Raw genomic sequence first — 15,971 nt, forward strand, 5'->3', positions numbered from 1 at the left:
CAACAGGACAAACCAACATCAAACAGCACCGATGGCAGGGATCGACCGAACGGCTTCCCCACGCTGCCTTGCCCGGCCCGGTAAGTTGGTTCACCGATGTGCCTGACCGGGGGGTGGCGTAAGTAGTGGGTTCAACAGGCGAGGACGGCGGCGACACCAGGGAACCACTCCTGGTTCGGCCGTTCGTGCTCCAGGACGACGGCCCACAAGAGACCGAGCCGTCCACAGCGACCTGGCCGGCCGACCCGACGCGGGAGATTCCGACCCAGTTGCTTCCGACGGTGCCGAGCCCCGCGCCGGGTGGCCCCAAGCCACCCGGCCACCGCCGGCGCCGCCCCATGCTGCTGGTCGGAGCGGGCGCGGCCGCGGTCCTCGCCATCGCCGGTTACGCCTTGCTGCGCCCGGTCATCCAGCCCGCGGTGTCAACGTCTCTGCCCGGCCAGGGCCTGCCCGTGGTGACCGGTCCGGCCCCGTCCACCGAGGCGACCGCCGATCCCGCGGCGGGCGGCATCGGCGACGGCACGGCGGGCGGGAACGGTACAACGGACGGGAACGGCACGGCGGGAAACGGCCAGGGCGACGGCGGCGCACAGGCCGGGCAGACCGGCGCCGCCGGCACGACCGGCACTGCCGGAACCCAGACCACGTCGCCACCGACCACTACCCCAACGGCCGCGCCGACTGCTGCCACTACGGCGACGACCACCGCCCCGGCAGCGACGACCACCACGATCCCGCCGGCCGAGCTGGTTCCGGCGGACCCGCTGCTGACCGCCCAGGGCGCGCTGACCAGCCGCAACGGCCTCTGCCTCGACCTGCGCGGCGGCGACGCGGCGGAGGGCCGCGAAGTGCACGTCGACGACTGCAACGGCACCAGCCCGCAACGCTGGCGGCTGAACGCCGACAAGACTCTTGAAGTGCTGGACATGTGCGCCTACCTGGTCGGCGACGGCACCGTCGAGCTGACCGGCTGCGACACCCGCACCACCGCCCAATGGGCGCTCGACGAGAACGGCCGGCTCACCAACGCGGCGAACGGCCAGTGCCTCACCGACCCGTACTTCGGCGCCCGCCCCGGCAAACAGGTCACCGTCACCCGATGCACCGGCGCCAACAACCAGCAATGGTCCTTCCGTTGACCGCCCCGCGCTTCTGTGACCTTGCCCCATTGTGTGCAGCCTTGCACAGACGGATTTTCTAGGCGCGGCTTTGCTGGAGGAATGAATGCCCATCGTGTTCGCGCACAGTCCGGCTCCGACCATGATCTGACAATCGGCCTCCACACCATCACGGAGACCAACCAGTCCATCCGATACGCCGACGCGAAGGCCGGAGCACTCGCCGCACTCCAGGCCCTCGCCGTCAGTGTCCTGGCCGCGCGAGCTGTCCACATCGTCAGTCGTCAGGCGCTCGTCCTGCTCTTCTGCTTCTGTCTGACGACAGTTCTTTTGTCGATCACTCTCCTCGCTATGACGCAGATGCCGCGGATTCGCAGATTGGGAGGACCGTCTGGCCCGAACCGCATTTCTTTCCCCTCCCTTGCCCTGATGTCCGCCGATGAGGTGCTCTGTACCCGATCCTCGGACCGGCAGATCGCGGACGTCTGGCAGCAGGCAGCGCGGCTATCAGAGATCGCCGTGGAGAAGTACCGGTGGTTGCGCAGAGCGATGTTCAGCAGTCTCGTGACAATGACGTCGACGCTGCTCTGGCTGGCCCTGTCCGCCTGGGCGGGTTAGACATCCTTGATGATCCGCTCTTTCTCGATCAATGACTGTCGCTCCCGTTCAATCATGACCCGTCGCTGCGGGGACGCGATGTCCAACGCGGTCCGCAACTGGTTGATCGCATCCTCACGCAGCGGGTCCATGTCGGCGGCGTTGACCAGGTTCCCCTTCAGGAGGTCCGTGATTACCATCCGGGCCTTGTCGAAGAAACGTTCCTTGCCACTGTTGAGCATTTCCACGACACCGGTGATGTCCTCCGGATGCTCGATCAGTTGAAGAACCACGAAATCGTAGTTGTCGCCGCGCAGCGCCGTGCGATAGAAGTCGGCACGCTGACTCTTCAGGGCGATCTCGTGGTCGGCCCTGGCTCTTTCCAGCCTGCCGCTCAGCTCGTTCAGTTCGTGAACGTGCCCTTCCCGCAGCATCTGGAGCCGGTGTTCGTCCCGCGCGAGTTCCCCGGCCCGGCGTGATCCCTCACGCTCGGCGAGATATCGTTCGGCCGCGCTGTCCGGCCGGACATTGACCGACAGGAAGACCATTCGCAGACCGTACTTGATGTCACCTGTCTCCTTTTCGAGCGCCTTGACCATGTCAGCCTCGGCCTGCCCGCTGTCTTCGATGGAGTGCTGGCGGCTGACCGCTCGCAGCACGGGATCGAGGGTTCCCCAGATGATCGGCTTGACGTCACGAACGCCACTGCGCACGAGTTCGACCGCATCGGACACCGCCCAGACCAGCGCCACCATGACCGTGAAGAAGAAAGCTTCCTCCTTGGCAGGCAACCGCAGCGTCATGGGGATTGGATGGTTGGCGGAGTCCACCTCGTACTGCCAGATGGCCGTCCGGAGCCGCGTTCCGAACGATGGCACACTCCTACGCGGCGTCTCATTCCCGGCACAGCGGTAAACAATGACGACGTTGCCCCTGCTTGTCGGCTCCGTTCCGAAGGAAAGGACCGGCGTCAAGGTCTCGCGGATGATGGGATCGAAACTCGGCTGCCCGTTCACACCGAAACCTCACACTCGTCGAGTCGTGCGGCTATCCGCTTGACGACCGCAGGCGCGGGCCCGTCCGGATCACCCCAATGGCGTACCTCGTAGCGAAGCGTGTTGAGCTCACGCCGTGTTCGCGGGACTCTCCCGACGAGCCAGACGAGTTCGTCGAGGCCCTCTCCGCTGTCAGGAACGTTGTTGGACAGCGTGCGGAACGCCTGGACCGAAGTCCCAGCCATCGTCGGGTGGTTGAGCGCGACCCGCCACAGATCCGCGACCAGTACCAGGCGGTCCTCACCTGCGGCGACAGCGCGGAGTACGGACGGCGCCCGGTGCTCCTCCGGCGGTTTGGAGAACAACGCGATCAGCGCGAGCACAGCGGCGTCCCGTTGTCCCGCTTCGGGCCACGCCGCCCAATCGGCCATGTGGCGGAGTACCGCTTCCCCGGCATCGGTGCTGCCGTCACCGAATAGTTCGGCGACGGTGTAGGCGACCGCGTTCCACAGCCGCTCCACGTAATCACCCGGCCGACGCTCCAGAAGCTTCCGTCCGATCACGTCGAGGGCGCGCGGAACATCGGTTACGCCGACGGGACCGCCCAGGGCCGCGGCAGCAGTGATCCGGCGCCGCTGGTCGCCAGTGGTGTCCCCCGGCGACGACCAGTGTTCCAGCAGGTCCCAGACGTTCTGATGCAGGCGGCGGCCGAGCACCGGCACCCGCAATGCCGTACCGACCGCGCGGCGTTCCGTCCAGCGATCGCTCGCGGACCAGTTGAGCAGGAGCCGGCGGCATACGTATTCGAAGTCCTTGTCCGCGAACGTTCCGGCGGCAAAGGCAGCCCGCTCGCGAACGTAGGGGTCCGCGCCCTTAACCAACTCGTCGAGCCACTCCAAATAGATGTCCTGCAGGTAGGGATAGTCCTCCCACAGCACAGAAAGCATGCGCCGCGAATAGTCGTCACGTCTCGAGACCAGTTCCTCCGTCGGTACGACGCCGTAGGCGGTCTCCCTAGTTCCTGGACGGCGAACGGCATCGACCGCTCGGAGCAGCTGACGCGCGGGTCGATCGAAAGGTCGGATGCACGACCGGTTCTCCCGGTCCTCGCTTCGTTGTATCCGCTCGTCGAGCGTCCGCGCACCCGACACCACCACCGGATACGGCAACCCGTTCAGAGTGGCGAGTGCCAACGCGAAAACCCGATCCGTGCGGTTCTCAAGGTCGATGAACCAGTCCGCGGCGGAGCGGGTGCTGGCGGCGGCGGTTTCGAGTGCCTCTTCGACTTCGCTACGGCCAAGGACAACCTCACGCAGAGCTCTGCCTAGTGCGGCGGCTCCATCGGCGGCACTGATCCTGGCGCTCGCAGCAACAACCCGTGCGTCGTTCAACAGGTCCTCGGCTTGCCCTTCGAGTTCGCTACCGATGCCATGTCTCAGGTGCCGCGAAAGGATCTCCTCGAATGGCGGGAACTCAGTGAGGTCGCAGTAGTGGCCGGCCATAGCGTGTTCCCACACGGCGTCGCGGGGCCAGATGAGAACCATTCGGCACGCTCGCTCATGGACGAGGTCGCGAACCCGTTCCAGCTGTCGCGTGCCGACGCCGTCCGCGGTCAGACCCGTCCATATGTATCCATACCCGGGTGTCAGATCGTCAGCGCGCAGGTCTGCCGGCCGCCCACCGGTGAGCCTGCACACCCGTGCCTCGCAGAACGCGTCGAGCAGGTGGGTGGCGGCGCACTCCCGGCCGAATCCGGGCCGGCCCCGGAGAAGGATCAGGTCCTGGTCCAGCATCCGGTCCCAGGCCAAAGCAAAGCCACCCGGCCTCACGAAGGTGTCTCGTGCACCGGTCAGGGTCGCCTCCGACAATCGCTCCTGAGGGACGTCGCCGGGAGCAACGAGACCCCCAGAGATGTTGAACTGTTGATTGACCTGTAGGCCGAAGGCGCGGGTAGCGTCGTCCAGGGCTCGGCCCAACGTTGCCACATCACGCACGTCACGCACGATGTTCTCGGCGAGGCCTCGGCTGTCGTACGGCTCGCCGTCATCGGTATCAGGGGCGGCCGGCGCTCCCTCGTCAAACTTGTTGACACCCTTCGAGGCCTGTTGAGAGTCCAGCTGAGGATTGGGCTTCGAGTCCTGGCCGACCTCGTTCATCGGCCGGCCGGATCCGCGCCGAAGTTGGCGTCGCCATGGACGTTGCCTGCTACGCGGGCATGGGCGCCGTTGACCTCCCACTGCTGCCCACCGTTGTGGACTGTCATGTCAGGTCCGTGCGCTCGTGCCCTCGAGGAGCTCGCCGGCAGCGTCTCGTTCCCCGGAATCGCCGGCTGGATCTCCGTTCCGGTAGCGGTCACCCAGACCCGCTGGACTCCGTCCTTGGTCTTGAGGTCTCGCAGACGGAAGGCTGTGGGATCGGGTGACGTGTGGCCCCGAACTACGCTCCGGTAGAGGTCGTCGTCGATGGCCACCACCATCCTGGCCGACGGACTCACCGCCAGGGTCTGCTTGAGTACGGAGGCATCGAGAACGGCGAAGGCCGCGTCGACCGCCGGACCCATAGATCCATAACGATCAATTGCTACCTCACCGCTACTCACCACGACTCGCAGGCGAAGCCTCACCGCACCGACACGGCGGTCCGCGAGGGTCTCGTCGAGCAGGTCCAGGAACGGGCCGACGATTCTCCTCTTCGGCACGTCGGCGGAGACCAGTAGGTAGACGCCGTCGCCGCGGTCTTCCTGGGTCACCGCGTCGGCCGAGATGTTGCTCGCCAGGCAGGCACCCCGCAACATGGCGTAGATCTCCTCGCGTACCTGCCCCTTCTCCGGGACTGACATCTGCCCTGATTTCTCCACGTCGAGGACGACGATGGAGGAATGACGTTGTTCGTCCACGTGACAACTCCTTCAAAGGCGGGACTCCGCCATGCCTACCGAAGGAAGGGCCACGCCGTCTGTGTACGAGTACCGGTTCAGAGCAACCGATTCAGGAAGCCCGCATGTGCAGCGCCTGCCGGTTCAAGATGACAATGCGCTGCCGCGCGGTGGCCACCGCGCCAATGGCCCGGAGCCTGCGGAATGCCTTGGCCACCGCCTCCCTTGACGCGCCAGTGGCACCGGCGATCTCCTCCTGGGACAGCGGAAGCGCAATTGATACCGAACCGTCAGCCGCTGTCTCGCCGTGCGTTCGGGCCAGCTCAGCGAGGAGCATGCTCACGCGTTCGAGAACGTCGGAACCGGTGAATTCCAGTCGTCGCCGATCAGATTCTCGCAACCTCGCGATGACCGCGCCCAGGACGGCGAGCATGGCGTCCGGATGGTCGAGCAGGCAGCGCTGGAACGTGGAGGCCGGGATTAGCCGGACCTGGACCAGGTTGAGCGCCCACACGCTCGCGGCCCTCGGGCTGCCGTAGATCGCCCCCAGTTCGCCGACAATCTCTCCCATGCCGCGAAGACCCAGCAGAGCCTCTCGGCCGTTCGCGGTAGCAGCAGTGATCTTGACAACGCCGCGGAGGACGATGGCGATGCGATCCGACGGGTCACCCTCGCCGAAGATCTTGCCGCGAGGCCGGTAACTCACCACACGGCCGCCCGGCAGCAGCTCAGATACTCGCGACCGTAATTCGGTAGGCAGCAGGGACGGTGTCAGACCGATGGTGGATCACCCCACGGAGTCGAACCGGCGTGCCACCATTGTCACCGAAAGACATCGATAGGTCACGTTGCGCCGAAACACGACAGCGCCGACCGGCCAAAGCCGGTCGGCGCTGTGCAGAAGCCGCAAGCGAACCAAACGCTACCGACGAGCTACTTCGAGCGGCGCTTGTTCATGATGTCGAAAGCGACCGCCGCGATCAGCACCAGACCCTTGAAAGCCTGCTGCCACGCAGCGTCCACCGCCATGATCGACAGCCCGATGTTCAGCACGCCCATGATCAGCGCGCCGATGATCGCGCCGGTCACCTTGCCGACGCCACCGTTGACCGCCGTACCGCCGATGAACGCCGCCGCGATCGCGTCGAGCTCGAAGTTGGTGCCGGCCGCCGCGACGGCCGAGCCCGCCCGGGACGTCGTGATGACAGCGGCGACACCCGCGAGCATGCCCATGTTCACGAAGAGCATGAAGTTGACCCGCTTGGTCTTCACACCGCTGAGCATCGCGGCGGGCAGGTTGCCGCCCATCGCGTACACGTGGCGGCCGAAGACCGTGTTGTTCATGACGAACGTGTAGATGAGCACCAGGGCGCCGACGATGATCAGCACGATCGGGGTACCGCCGGCGCTGGAGGCCAGCAGGTAGGTGATGTAACCGACCACGATGATCGAGACGACGAGCTTGCCGATGAACGCGGCGAACGGCTCGGCGCGCAGGTCGTTCTTGACCAGTTCCCGGCGGGTGCGGATCTGGCTGATCACGATGCCGGCGGCCGCGAGGACGCCGATCAGCACGGTGAGGCCGTCGAGGTTGCCCAGGTACCCGAGGGCGGCCGGCAGCGAACCGTTGCTGATGTCGTTGAAGCCGCTCGGCAGGCCGGCGACCGTGGTGCCGACCAGGACGATCGCCAGACCACGGAAGATCAGCATGCCGCCGAGGGTCACGATGAACGCGGGGATGCCGACGTACGCGACCCAGAAGCCCTGCCAGGCGCCGACCACACCGCCGAGCACGACGGCGAGGACGACCGCGAGCAGCCACGGAATGTCATGATCCGTGATCATCAGCGCGGTGACGCCGCCGACGAAGGCGACCACCGAACCGACCGACAGGTCGATGTGACCCGCCACGATGATCATCACCATGCCGATGGTGAGGATGAAGACGTACGCGTTCTGCTGGATCAGCGAAGCGACGTTGTTCGGCAGCAGCAGCTTGCCGTCGGTGAAGATCTGGAACAGCACCACGATGACGACGAGCGCGCCGATCATGCTGTACTGCCGCAGGTTCTGGCCGAGGTAGCTCTTCAGGGACCCGCCGTCGTTCTTCTTGCTGGGGTCCGGCGCTGCCGACGGCTGCGCCAGAGTGGTGGAAGCGCTCACCGCGTTGCTCCGCTCTTCTCCTGGGTCATGAAACGCATGAGGCTCTCCTGGTTGGCCTCCGCGCGGGGGATCTGTCCGGTGACGCGACCCTGGCTCATCGCGTAGATCCGGTCACAGATGCCGAGCAGTTCGGGCAGCTCGGAAGAGATCACGATGACTGCCTTGCCGGCGTCGGCGAGCTTGTTGATGATCTCGTAGATCTCGTACTTGGCGCCGACGTCGATACCTCGGGTCGGCTCGTCGAGGATCAGCACCTCGGGCTCGGTGAAGAGCCACTTGCTGAGCACGACCTTCTGCTGGTTACCGCCGGACAGCTTGCCCACGATGGCGTCGACGCTGCCCGCCTTGGTCTTCATGTCCTTACGGAACCGCTCGGCCCAGGTGATCTCCTCGGAGGCGTTGACCACGCCCAGCTTGGAGATCCGCTTGAGGTTGGCCGAGGTGGTGTTGCGCTTGATGTCCTCGATCAGGTTCAGGCCGAAGTGCTTGCGGTCCTCGGTCGCGTACGCGAGACCGTGCTGAATAGCCGCGTCGACAGTCTTGAGCGAGACTTCCTTGCCGTGCAGGAAGACCTTGCCGGAGATGTTCGTGCCGTAGCTGCGGCCGAAAACGCTCATCGCGAGCTCGGTCCGGCCGGCGCCCATCAGTCCGGCGATGCCGACGATCTCGCCGCCGCGCACGTTGATGCTGGCGTGGTCGACAACGACCCGGGAGGAGTCGTTCGGGTGGTGCACGGTCCAGTCCTCGATCCGCAGCACCTCCTCGCCGATCTTCGGCGTGTGGTCCGGGTACCGGTGGGCCAGGTCGCGGCCGACCATGCCCCGGATGATGCGGTCCTCGGTGATCGGCTCGGCGCCGTGCATGTCGAGGGTCTCGATGCTCTGACCGTCACGAATGATCGTGGTGTTGTCGGAGATCGCCGCGATCTCGTTCAGCTTGTGCGAGATGATGATGGACGTGATGCCCTGATCCCGCAGGTGCCGCAGCAGGTCCAGCAGGTGCGCGCTGTCCTCGTCGTTGAGAGCCGCCGTGGGCTCGTCGAGGATGAGCAGCTTGACCTTCTTGGAGAGCGCCTTGGCGATCTCCACGAGCTGCTGCTTGCCGACACCGATGTCCATGATCTTGGTGTCCGGGGCCTCGCTGAGGCCTACCCGGGCGAGCAGTTCGGACGCCTGCCGGTTGGTCTGCGCCCAGTTGATGACGCCGCCCTTGGCCCGCTCGTTGCCGAGGAAGATGTTCTCGGCGATCGAGAGGTACGGGCTCAGCGCCAGTTCCTGGTGGATGATGACGATGCCGAGCTCTTCGGAGTCACGGACCGTCTTGAAACGGCTGACCTCGCCCTCGAAGACGATGTCGCCGTCGTAGGTGCCGTACGGGTAGACACCGCTGAGCACCTTCATCAGGGTCGACTTACCCGCGCCGTTCTCGCCACAAATGGCGTGGACCTCCCCGCGGCTCACGCTCAGCGTGACGTCCGAGAGCGCCTTGACGCCCGGGAAGGTCTTGGTGATACCCCGCATTTCCAAAATCGGGGTGTTGTCGTTGGCCATCACAACTCGCTTGCTGTAGGGGGTCGGACCGGGGCCTTGGCCGGCCGGATCTTCCAAGATCAAAACGCAAGATCAAAACGCAAGATCAAAACTGCGAGATCGAAGCTGCGAGATCACAGAAAACCCAGCCGGCCGGTCCCAGCAAGAGCTGAGGGGCGTTACAGACCGAGCTTGTCGGCGGTGTAGAAGCCGGAGTCGACGAGCTTCGTCTTCACGTCGTCCTTGGTGACGACGACCGGCGGGAGCAGGTACGACGGGACGACCTTGACACCGTTGTTGTAGGTCTCGGTGTCGTTCGTCTCGACGGTCTCGCCCTTGATGATCTGGTCGACCATCTTGGAGACCTGCTCACCCAGGGTGCGGGTGTCCTTCCAGACCGTCATCGACTGCTTGTCGGCCAGGATGTTCTTGACGTTCGCCAGGTCGGCGTCCTGACCGGTGATGATCGGCCAGTCGGTGCCCGGCTTGTAGCCCTGCGACTCGAGCGACTGCTCGATGCCCAGCGCCAGCGAGTCGTTCGGGGAGAGAACGACGTCGACCTTCTTGCCGCCGGTGTAGAACGAGTTCAGGCGGTTGTCCATCTCGGACTGGGCCTTCTGCGACGTCCAGCCGTCGATCGCGACGTTCTTCCAGTCGTCGTTCGACGCCAGCTTCTTGCCGGACGGGATGACCAGCTTCTTGCTGTCCACGTACGGCTTGAGGACGTCCCACGCGCCGGAGAAGAAGAACTTGGCGTTGTTGTCGTCCGACGAACCGGCGAAGGGCTCGAGGTTGAACGGGCCCTTGCCGTCGGCCAGGCCGAGCTTGTCGACGATGAACTCGCCCTGAAGCTTGCCGACCTGGTAGTTGTCGAAGGTCGCGTAGTAGTCGACGTTCGCGGTCGAGTTGATCAGGCGGTCGTACGCGATGACCTTGATCTTCTGCGCCGCGGCCTTCTCGAGGACCGGGCCGAGCGCGGTGCCGTCGATGGAGGCGACAACCAGAACCTTCGGGTTCAGGTTGATCATGTTCTGCAGCTGGGTGATCTGCTGGTCGACCTTGTTGTCGGCGTACTGGAGCGAGGTCTCGTAGCCGGCCTTCTTCAGCAGCGCGTCAAGGTTGGCGCCGTCGTTGTTCCAGCGCTCGAGGCTCTTGGTGGGCATCGCGATGCCGACCAGGTTGCTGGAGCTGCTCGAGCTGGAACTGTCGTCGCTATCGCGGCTGCTGCTGCAACCCGACGCCGCGGCCAGAGTCGCGGCCAGGGTGACCGCCGCGAGAACCCGGAAGTTCTTGGACACCTCGACGTCTCCTTTCCCTATCGGGCCCGCAGCTCTGCGGGCCGACTTCAAGACCGGCAACCGATAGCTGCCGGAGTCTATTTGTTGGTTCACACAACATACGCCTCAGCGAACGTCGTGCACGTGGTGATCCGTAACGGCTCCGTAACACTGCCTGTGAGCGCCGCCTCAAATCTAGACCCGTGATCAAGGTACTGAACTGGATAAATACCTGGGGCTCTGCACAGCCCGACAGCACGGCCCGTGACGAGGTGCGGGCCATAGTATTTGTTGTCGACTCCGACTAATGCGCCGAGGGGTGTCCACGCACGGACCGCTATCGTGACGACACGAAGCGCGAGAGGAGCTGCGATGCCAGCCGCGGCCAACGGGCACCAGGCAACCGCGACCAACGGGCACCAGGCAACCGCGACAAAAGCCGCGCAGGCCACGACGACCAAGGTCGTCAAGCGCGGCGTCAACCCCCGGGCCGCCCACCTCGCCCTCGCCCTGCGCAACGTCGCCGAGAACGACGGCGAGATCTCCCGCGCCGGCATCTCCACAGCGACCGGCCTGAACCGCTCGACCGCCTGCTCGCTCATCGAGGAGCTGATGGCCGGCGGCCTCGTCCGGGAAGTCAAGGAGGCCCGGAAGAACACCAGGGCCGGCCGCCCCGGAACCGCCCTCGGCCTGCGCTCCGACGGCCCGGCCGGTCTCGGCATCGACGTCAACGTCGACTACACCGCGGTCTGCGTCGTCGACCTCACCGGCGCGGTCCGCTACAAGCACGTGGTCGCCGAGGACCAGCGCGGACAGAACACCCGCGAGGTGCTCGACCGGATCGCCCGGCTCGCCCGCGGCGCGCAGAACGCCGCCGAGTCCTTCGGGCTCACCCTCTGCGGCAGCGCGGTCGCGGTCCCCGGCATCGTCGATCGTCGCGGCGCCACCGTGACCCTCGCGCCGAACCTCGGCTGGCACGACCTCGACGTGGCCGAGGTCCTCCCGGCCGACGTGCACGGCGAGCGCGCCACGCTCGACAACGAGGCGAACTTCGCGGCGCTCTCCGAGGAGGACCTGCTCCGCTCGGGCGCCAGCTATCTGTACGTCAGTGGCCAGATCGGCGTCGGCGCCGGCATCGTGCTCGACGGCACGCTGTACCGCGGATCGCACGGCTGGAGCGGCGAGATCGGCCACCTCACGATCGACCGCGACGGCCCCGAATGTCCGTGCGGCCGGCGTGGCTGCCTCGAACGTTACGCCGGGCACGAAGCCATCCTGCGAGCCACCAACATCATGACCGGCGCCGGCACCACGCTGGGCGTCAGCCCGACCGCCGACCTCATCGCCGATCGCGCCCGCGCCGGCGACGCACCCACCCTCGCCGCGCTCGCGACCGCCGGGCGCACGCTCGGTTTCGCGCTCGCCGGCTGCCTCAACCTGCTCGACGTCGGCACGATCGTCCTCGGCGGCATCTACCGCGACCTCGCCCCGTGGATCGGGCCCGAGGTCGAGCGCGAAATCCAGGCTCAATTCGTCGGCGCACGCTGGGCGCGCCCCGAGGTCCGCCCCGCGGTCTACGGCGCCGAGGCGCCCGCGCTCGGTGCGGCACGCTCGGTCGTCCGCGACGTCATCAACGACCCGATCCGCTGGCTTGTCCGAAACTGATCCCAGCGCACAGTGATGTCCCGGCCCACCTGGGGGCCGGGACGTCCGCATCGCCGAGAGAACCGTCACAGATGGCTTATCGGCAACTAACCGGCAAATCACAGCATTTAGACCCGGCGCTTCGCCGCCGGCTCCCTGCCGGGTCCTTCTCCATTGCGTGGGTACGCACGAAGAACCCGATTATCGATGCATAGTCGCCCCTTGGAGAACCTTGTCAACGGCCACCCGCGGCCCGTGGACAGCCAGCCCGACAAGATCCAGTTCCCCGGTCGAGACCGCGCGCACGGCGGCCCGGTTGTCCGCGTCGTTCCCGGTCGCGAAGAGATCAGCCGTGAAGATCGACAGCTGCACGTCCCGGGCCAGCGCCCGCCCGTGCGCGGCGGTCAGCGTCTCCTTGCCGCCCTCGAACACCAGCACCGGCTGCCGGAACATCGGCAGGTAACTCACGTCCCCGCCGTCGACATACGGCTCACCGATCACCTCGGGGACGGCCGAGCCGAGCCCGCTGACGAGGAACGCGGTCACGTTGAGCCGTTGCCAGACCGCCAGGTCGTCGCGGAGCAGCACAGCGATCTTGGTAGCGAAACGCAGCGGAGTGTTCATGCCCGGAATCGTCGTCCGGCCGTACCCACCAGGTCTTGTACGATTTTGACGTGCCCGCTGCCTCAGGATTTCCCGGGCCGCAGATCGACGCCTGGCGGCCGCCGCTGGACGGTGTCGTCGAGGTGCTGCACGCCCGTTTCGGCGAGCACGGCTATCCGATGCACGCCCACGACGCCTGGACGGTGCTGCTCGTCGACGACGGCGCGGTCCGCTACGACCTGGACCGCCACGAGCGCGGAGCGTACGGCGACCTGGTCACCCTGCTGCCGCCGAAGGTCCCGCACAACGGCACCGCGGCCGGCCCGCGCGGTTTTCGCAAACGGGTCCTGTACCTGGAGCCGCACCTGCTCCCCCAACGCCTGATCGGCGCCTCGGTGGACACTCCGGCGATCACCGACCGGACGCTGCATCGGCTGGTCTCATCGGTGCACCGCGTTCTGCGTACCCAAGAAGAGGCCGCGGCAGAGGCGCTGCTGGCCGTGGCGCTGGAGAGGCTGCGCACGCACCTGGGCGATCCCGCGGCACCGAGCGCGCCCACCCGCGACGCCGCGCATGGCCTGCGCGACCTGCTCGAAGAGCACATCGTCGAGGGCCTGCCGCTGAGCGCGGCCTCGGCCCAGCTGCACTTCGACCCGGCCCACCTGGTCCGCTCGTTCCGGCGCGAGTTCGGCATGAGCCCACACCAGTACCTGATCTCCCGCCGCGTCGACCTGGCCCGCCGCATGATCGTCGCCGGCCACCCCCTGCGGGCGGCGGCGACGGACGCCGGCTTCTACGACCAGCCCCACCTGACCCGCCACTTCAAACGCATCCTGGGCGTCCCCCCAAGCCACTTCACCCACCCCTGAGAACCCAGTGACAGCCCCGCCAAGCCTCCTCAACCGCCCCTGACAACCCCGGCGCAGCCCCGCCACCCACCCAAAACCCAGGCTGCCGCACCCCCGCGGATCGCCACCCACCCGGATCGCCCGGTCGCCCAGCCGCCCCCGCCGCCCCCGGTCGAGATCTTGTGAGTTTGCGGCTGGCATGGAGGCAATAACTCACAAGGTCGCGCGGCACGGCGAGAGACAATCAATCTTGTGAGTTTCCGGTCGGCACCGCGTCGCAAAGTCGCACAATTCCAGGCGCGAGGCCGGGGACGGCCAATGCTGCGAGCCCTGCGGCGGCTCAGAGAGCCGATCTTGTGAGTTTTCGGCCAGCGCCGCGGCACAAACTCACAAGATCGCTAGGGCGCCGAGGCAAGCCCAAGGTCAGCAGGGCGCGGAGGCGCAAGGGCGGCGAGCAACAGCCGCCAACCGCGGCAACTGGCACCGAACGGCAAATGCGATACCGAAACGGCAGCTGCGAGCGCCGGCAGCGGCATCGAACGACGGCAGCTGCGGCGCGGCTGCGGCAGCGGGCTCCGGCAGCGGCAGCGGCAGCGGGCTCCAGCGGCGGTGGGCTTCGGCTGCGGTTGGTCAGTGGGTTACGGCTTGGCCTCGGCCTCGGTTTTTGGCGTGGTAGAGGTTGCGGTCGGCCCCGGTGAGCAGGCCCGGCAGCTCCGCGCCGCCGCCGTGGTGGACGCCGATGCTGACCGATACTGACAGCCCGGCGGCCAGGTCGCGCCAGGTGAAACCGCGGACCGCGTCGACGATCTGCTGGGCGCGCTGGGCCGGGATGCCGTCCGGCATGTCGGCGAGGATCACCACGAACTCGTCGCCGCCCAGACGCGCCGCGAGGTCGCCCTGGCGGACATGCTCGCCGAGGATTCCGGCGATCCGGGCCAGCACCAGGTCGCCGACGTCGTGGCCGAAGCCGTCGTTCACGCCCTTGAAGTGGTCGACGTCGACCATCAGCACCGCGTAGGCGCCCGCGTCCCGGGCGTGGTCGTCGACGTAGGCGTGGTAGCCCCGCCGGTTCGCCAGCCCGGTCAGCTCGTCGGTGAGCAGATCCAGCCGCAGCTGGTCGTGTTCGCGCCGTCGGCGTTCCACCGCGATCGCCGAGCGGACGTTCGCCACCCGGTGCAGGCGGTCGTTCCAGCGCAGCGTCGCCTGCTCGTCGGCGTACCGCAGGGCGATCTCCGGCGCGCCGGCGCGCTCCGCGGCCAGGCGCATGGCAAGCATGCGGGCATGCGGCGGCACACCTGTGACTTTCTCGGGTACGAGTGACTCAGGGTCGTCGACACGCACCGTCCCCCGGATCACCGCCGCCAGCAGGGTGACGAACTCGCCGATCGTGCCCGTCACCGGCGGCGCCTCGATGCCGGCGAGGGCGGACAGCAGGTGAAGGTGCCCGCGGTACTGCTCGGCCCAGCTCGGCGGCCAGTCGTCGGTGAACGGCTCAATGCCCTCCCCAGGCGCCGGCCCCGCAACGGCGACGGGCGCCGACCCCGCGACAGGCATCAGCCCCGCGACGGCAACGGGCGCCGACCCCGCGACAGGCGCCGGCCCCGCGACGGCGACAGGCGCTGGCTCCGCGACGGGCGCTGGGGCGGTGGGGAACGCTGTCGCGGCTCGGGTGGCCGCCGCCTCCCAGTCGCCGATCATCGCGTGGGCGCAGGCCCAGTCCGCGACCAGCTCGATCCGGTTGATCGCCAGCACGATGCTCTGGCGCTGCGACGTCCGGTCCGGACGTCCCCGCAACGCCGGCGAGGGCTGTTCCGCCAGGGCGTGGTCGGCCTGGTCGTAGTGTTCGATCGCCAGTTCCCAGAGGCCGAGCGTGTGCGAGACGCAGCCGAGCTCGATGAACGCGGACACACGGTGGGCTTTCGGCCCGCCCGCGTGGTCGAGCAGGCCTACCGCGCGGACCAGCGGGCTCGCCGCGGATCCGGCCAGGTCCAGGGGGTGTTTCGAGGCGGCTCGGCGGCCGGCGCTCGCGGCCAGGGCCAGGGCGGTCAGCGCCGGCTCGTCCAGCTCGGCGGCCTGTTCGATCATGGCGCGGATGTGTTCGCTGTCGTCGCCGCCGGCCTCCATCACGGCCAGTGACCGGGCGAAGCTCAGCAGCAGCCGCACGTCGCCCCAGGCCGGCCGGGCCAGCCGGACCGCCGCGGCGTCGATCTCGGCCAGGCCGATCTCGCCCTGGGCCGCCTCGATCAGCGCGTAGGCCTCCTCGATCGCGGCCGCGTGCAGATCATCCTCCACGCCTGTCCATCGGCAGCCCGCGCGCACAGC

General features: G+C 67.2%; 13 protein-coding genes. 4 read left to right on the top strand and 9 right to left on the bottom strand.

The window, feature by feature from the left end:
- Nucleotides 1-125: 125 nt before the first annotated feature.
- Both B0I29_RS38015 and B0I29_RS46435 read left to right on the top strand, forming a co-directional pair.
- Nucleotides 126-1,139, top strand: coding sequence for an RICIN domain-containing protein (locus B0I29_RS38015; protein ID WP_111654014.1), 1,014 nt, complete (start codon nt 126-128; stop codon nt 1,137-1,139).
- An 81-nt stretch (nt 1,140-1,220) separates the two neighbouring features.
- Nucleotides 1,221-1,736 carry a Pycsar system effector family protein gene (locus B0I29_RS46435; protein WP_111654015.1) on the top strand — a complete coding sequence of 172 codons (516 nt, stop codon included), beginning with the start codon at nt 1,221-1,223 and terminating at the stop codon, nt 1,734-1,736.
- Here the strand turns inward: B0I29_RS46435 and B0I29_RS38025 are convergent.
- The 7 genes from B0I29_RS38025 to chvE form a co-directional block, all read right to left on the bottom strand.
- Nucleotides 1,733-2,731, bottom strand: a complete 999-nt coding sequence (locus B0I29_RS38025; RefSeq protein ID WP_146617035.1) for a hypothetical protein — start codon at nt 2,729-2,731, stop codon at nt 1,733-1,735. The genes B0I29_RS46435 and B0I29_RS38025 overlap by 4 nt on opposite strands.
- Nucleotides 2,728-4,866, bottom strand: a complete 2,139-nt coding sequence (locus tag B0I29_RS38030) for a hypothetical protein (protein WP_111654017.1) — start codon at nt 4,864-4,866, stop codon at nt 2,728-2,730. Before B0I29_RS38030 ends, B0I29_RS38025 begins: the two co-directional genes overlap by 4 nt.
- Nucleotides 4,863-5,606: a hypothetical protein gene (locus tag B0I29_RS38035; RefSeq protein ID WP_111654018.1), complete on the bottom strand. Its 744-nt coding sequence runs from the start codon at nt 5,604-5,606 to the stop codon at nt 4,863-4,865. The genes B0I29_RS38030 and B0I29_RS38035 overlap by 4 nt, the downstream gene beginning before the upstream one ends.
- Before the next feature lie 91 nt (nt 5,607-5,697).
- Nucleotides 5,698-6,291 (bottom strand): Crp/Fnr family transcriptional regulator, encoded by a 594-nt coding sequence (locus tag B0I29_RS38040; RefSeq protein WP_146617036.1) that lies wholly within the window; start codon nt 6,289-6,291, stop codon nt 5,698-5,700.
- Nucleotides 6,292-6,518: 227 nt separating this feature from the next.
- Nucleotides 6,519-7,748, bottom strand: coding sequence for a multiple monosaccharide ABC transporter permease (gene mmsB / locus B0I29_RS38045; RefSeq protein WP_181558186.1), 1,230 nt, complete (start codon nt 7,746-7,748; stop codon nt 6,519-6,521).
- Entirely contained in the window at nt 7,745-9,298 is a 1,554-nt protein-coding gene (gene mmsA / locus B0I29_RS38050) for a multiple monosaccharide ABC transporter ATP-binding protein (protein ID WP_111654020.1), read from the bottom strand. The genes mmsB and mmsA overlap by 4 nt, the downstream gene beginning before the upstream one ends.
- A 158-nt stretch (nt 9,299-9,456) precedes the next feature.
- A complete protein-coding gene (gene chvE, locus B0I29_RS38055; RefSeq protein ID WP_111654021.1) occupies nt 9,457-10,575 on the bottom strand; it encodes a multiple monosaccharide ABC transporter substrate-binding protein in 1,119 nt (372 codons plus the stop codon).
- A 351-nt stretch (nt 10,576-10,926) separates the two neighbouring features.
- On the opposite strand from chvE, the gene B0I29_RS38060 reads away from it, so the two are divergent.
- A complete protein-coding gene (locus B0I29_RS38060; protein WP_111654022.1) occupies nt 10,927-12,219 on the top strand; it encodes an ROK family transcriptional regulator in 1,293 nt (430 codons plus the stop codon).
- 180 nt (nt 12,220-12,399) lie between these two features.
- Here B0I29_RS38060 and B0I29_RS38065 read toward each other — a convergent pair whose 3' ends face one another.
- A complete protein-coding gene (locus tag B0I29_RS38065; RefSeq protein WP_111654023.1) occupies nt 12,400-12,822 on the bottom strand; it encodes a DUF2000 domain-containing protein in 423 nt (140 codons plus the stop codon).
- A gap of 50 nt (nt 12,823-12,872) precedes the next feature.
- Between B0I29_RS38065 and B0I29_RS38070 the strand changes: the two genes are divergently transcribed.
- Complete coding sequence (locus B0I29_RS38070; RefSeq protein ID WP_245973101.1) at nt 12,873-13,670, top strand: helix-turn-helix transcriptional regulator; 798 nt, start codon at nt 12,873-12,875, stop codon at nt 13,668-13,670.
- Nucleotides 13,671-14,279: 609 nt separating this feature from the next.
- Here the strand turns inward: B0I29_RS38070 and B0I29_RS38075 are convergent.
- Nucleotides 14,280-15,941, bottom strand: coding sequence for a GGDEF domain-containing protein (locus B0I29_RS38075; RefSeq protein WP_111654025.1), 1,662 nt, complete (start codon nt 15,939-15,941; stop codon nt 14,280-14,282).
- Nucleotides 15,942-15,971: the final 30 nt, after the last annotated feature.

Origin of the sequence: Actinoplanes lutulentus, from assembly GCF_003259845.1 — a bacterium.
Lineage (GTDB): Bacteria > Actinomycetota > Actinomycetes > Mycobacteriales > Micromonosporaceae > Actinoplanes > Actinoplanes lutulentus.

Bases quoted from the DNA above. Each gene is read 5' to 3' on its own strand.
- mmsA (WP_111654020.1), bottom strand. From the start codon at position 9,298: ATGGCCAACGACAACACCCCGATTTTGGAAATGCGGGGTATCACCAAG.
- B0I29_RS38065 (WP_111654023.1), bottom strand. From the start codon at position 12,822: ATGAACACTCCGCTGCGTTTCGCTACCAAGATCGCTGTGCTGCTCCGC.
- B0I29_RS38030 (WP_111654017.1), bottom strand. From the start codon at position 4,866: ATGAACGAGGTCGGCCAGGACTCGAAGCCCAATCCTCAGCTGGACTCT.
- B0I29_RS38060 (WP_111654022.1), top strand. From the start codon at position 10,927: ATGCCAGCCGCGGCCAACGGGCACCAGGCAACCGCGACCAACGGGCAC.
- B0I29_RS46435 (WP_111654015.1), top strand. From the start codon at position 1,221: ATGAATGCCCATCGTGTTCGCGCACAGTCCGGCTCCGACCATGATCTG.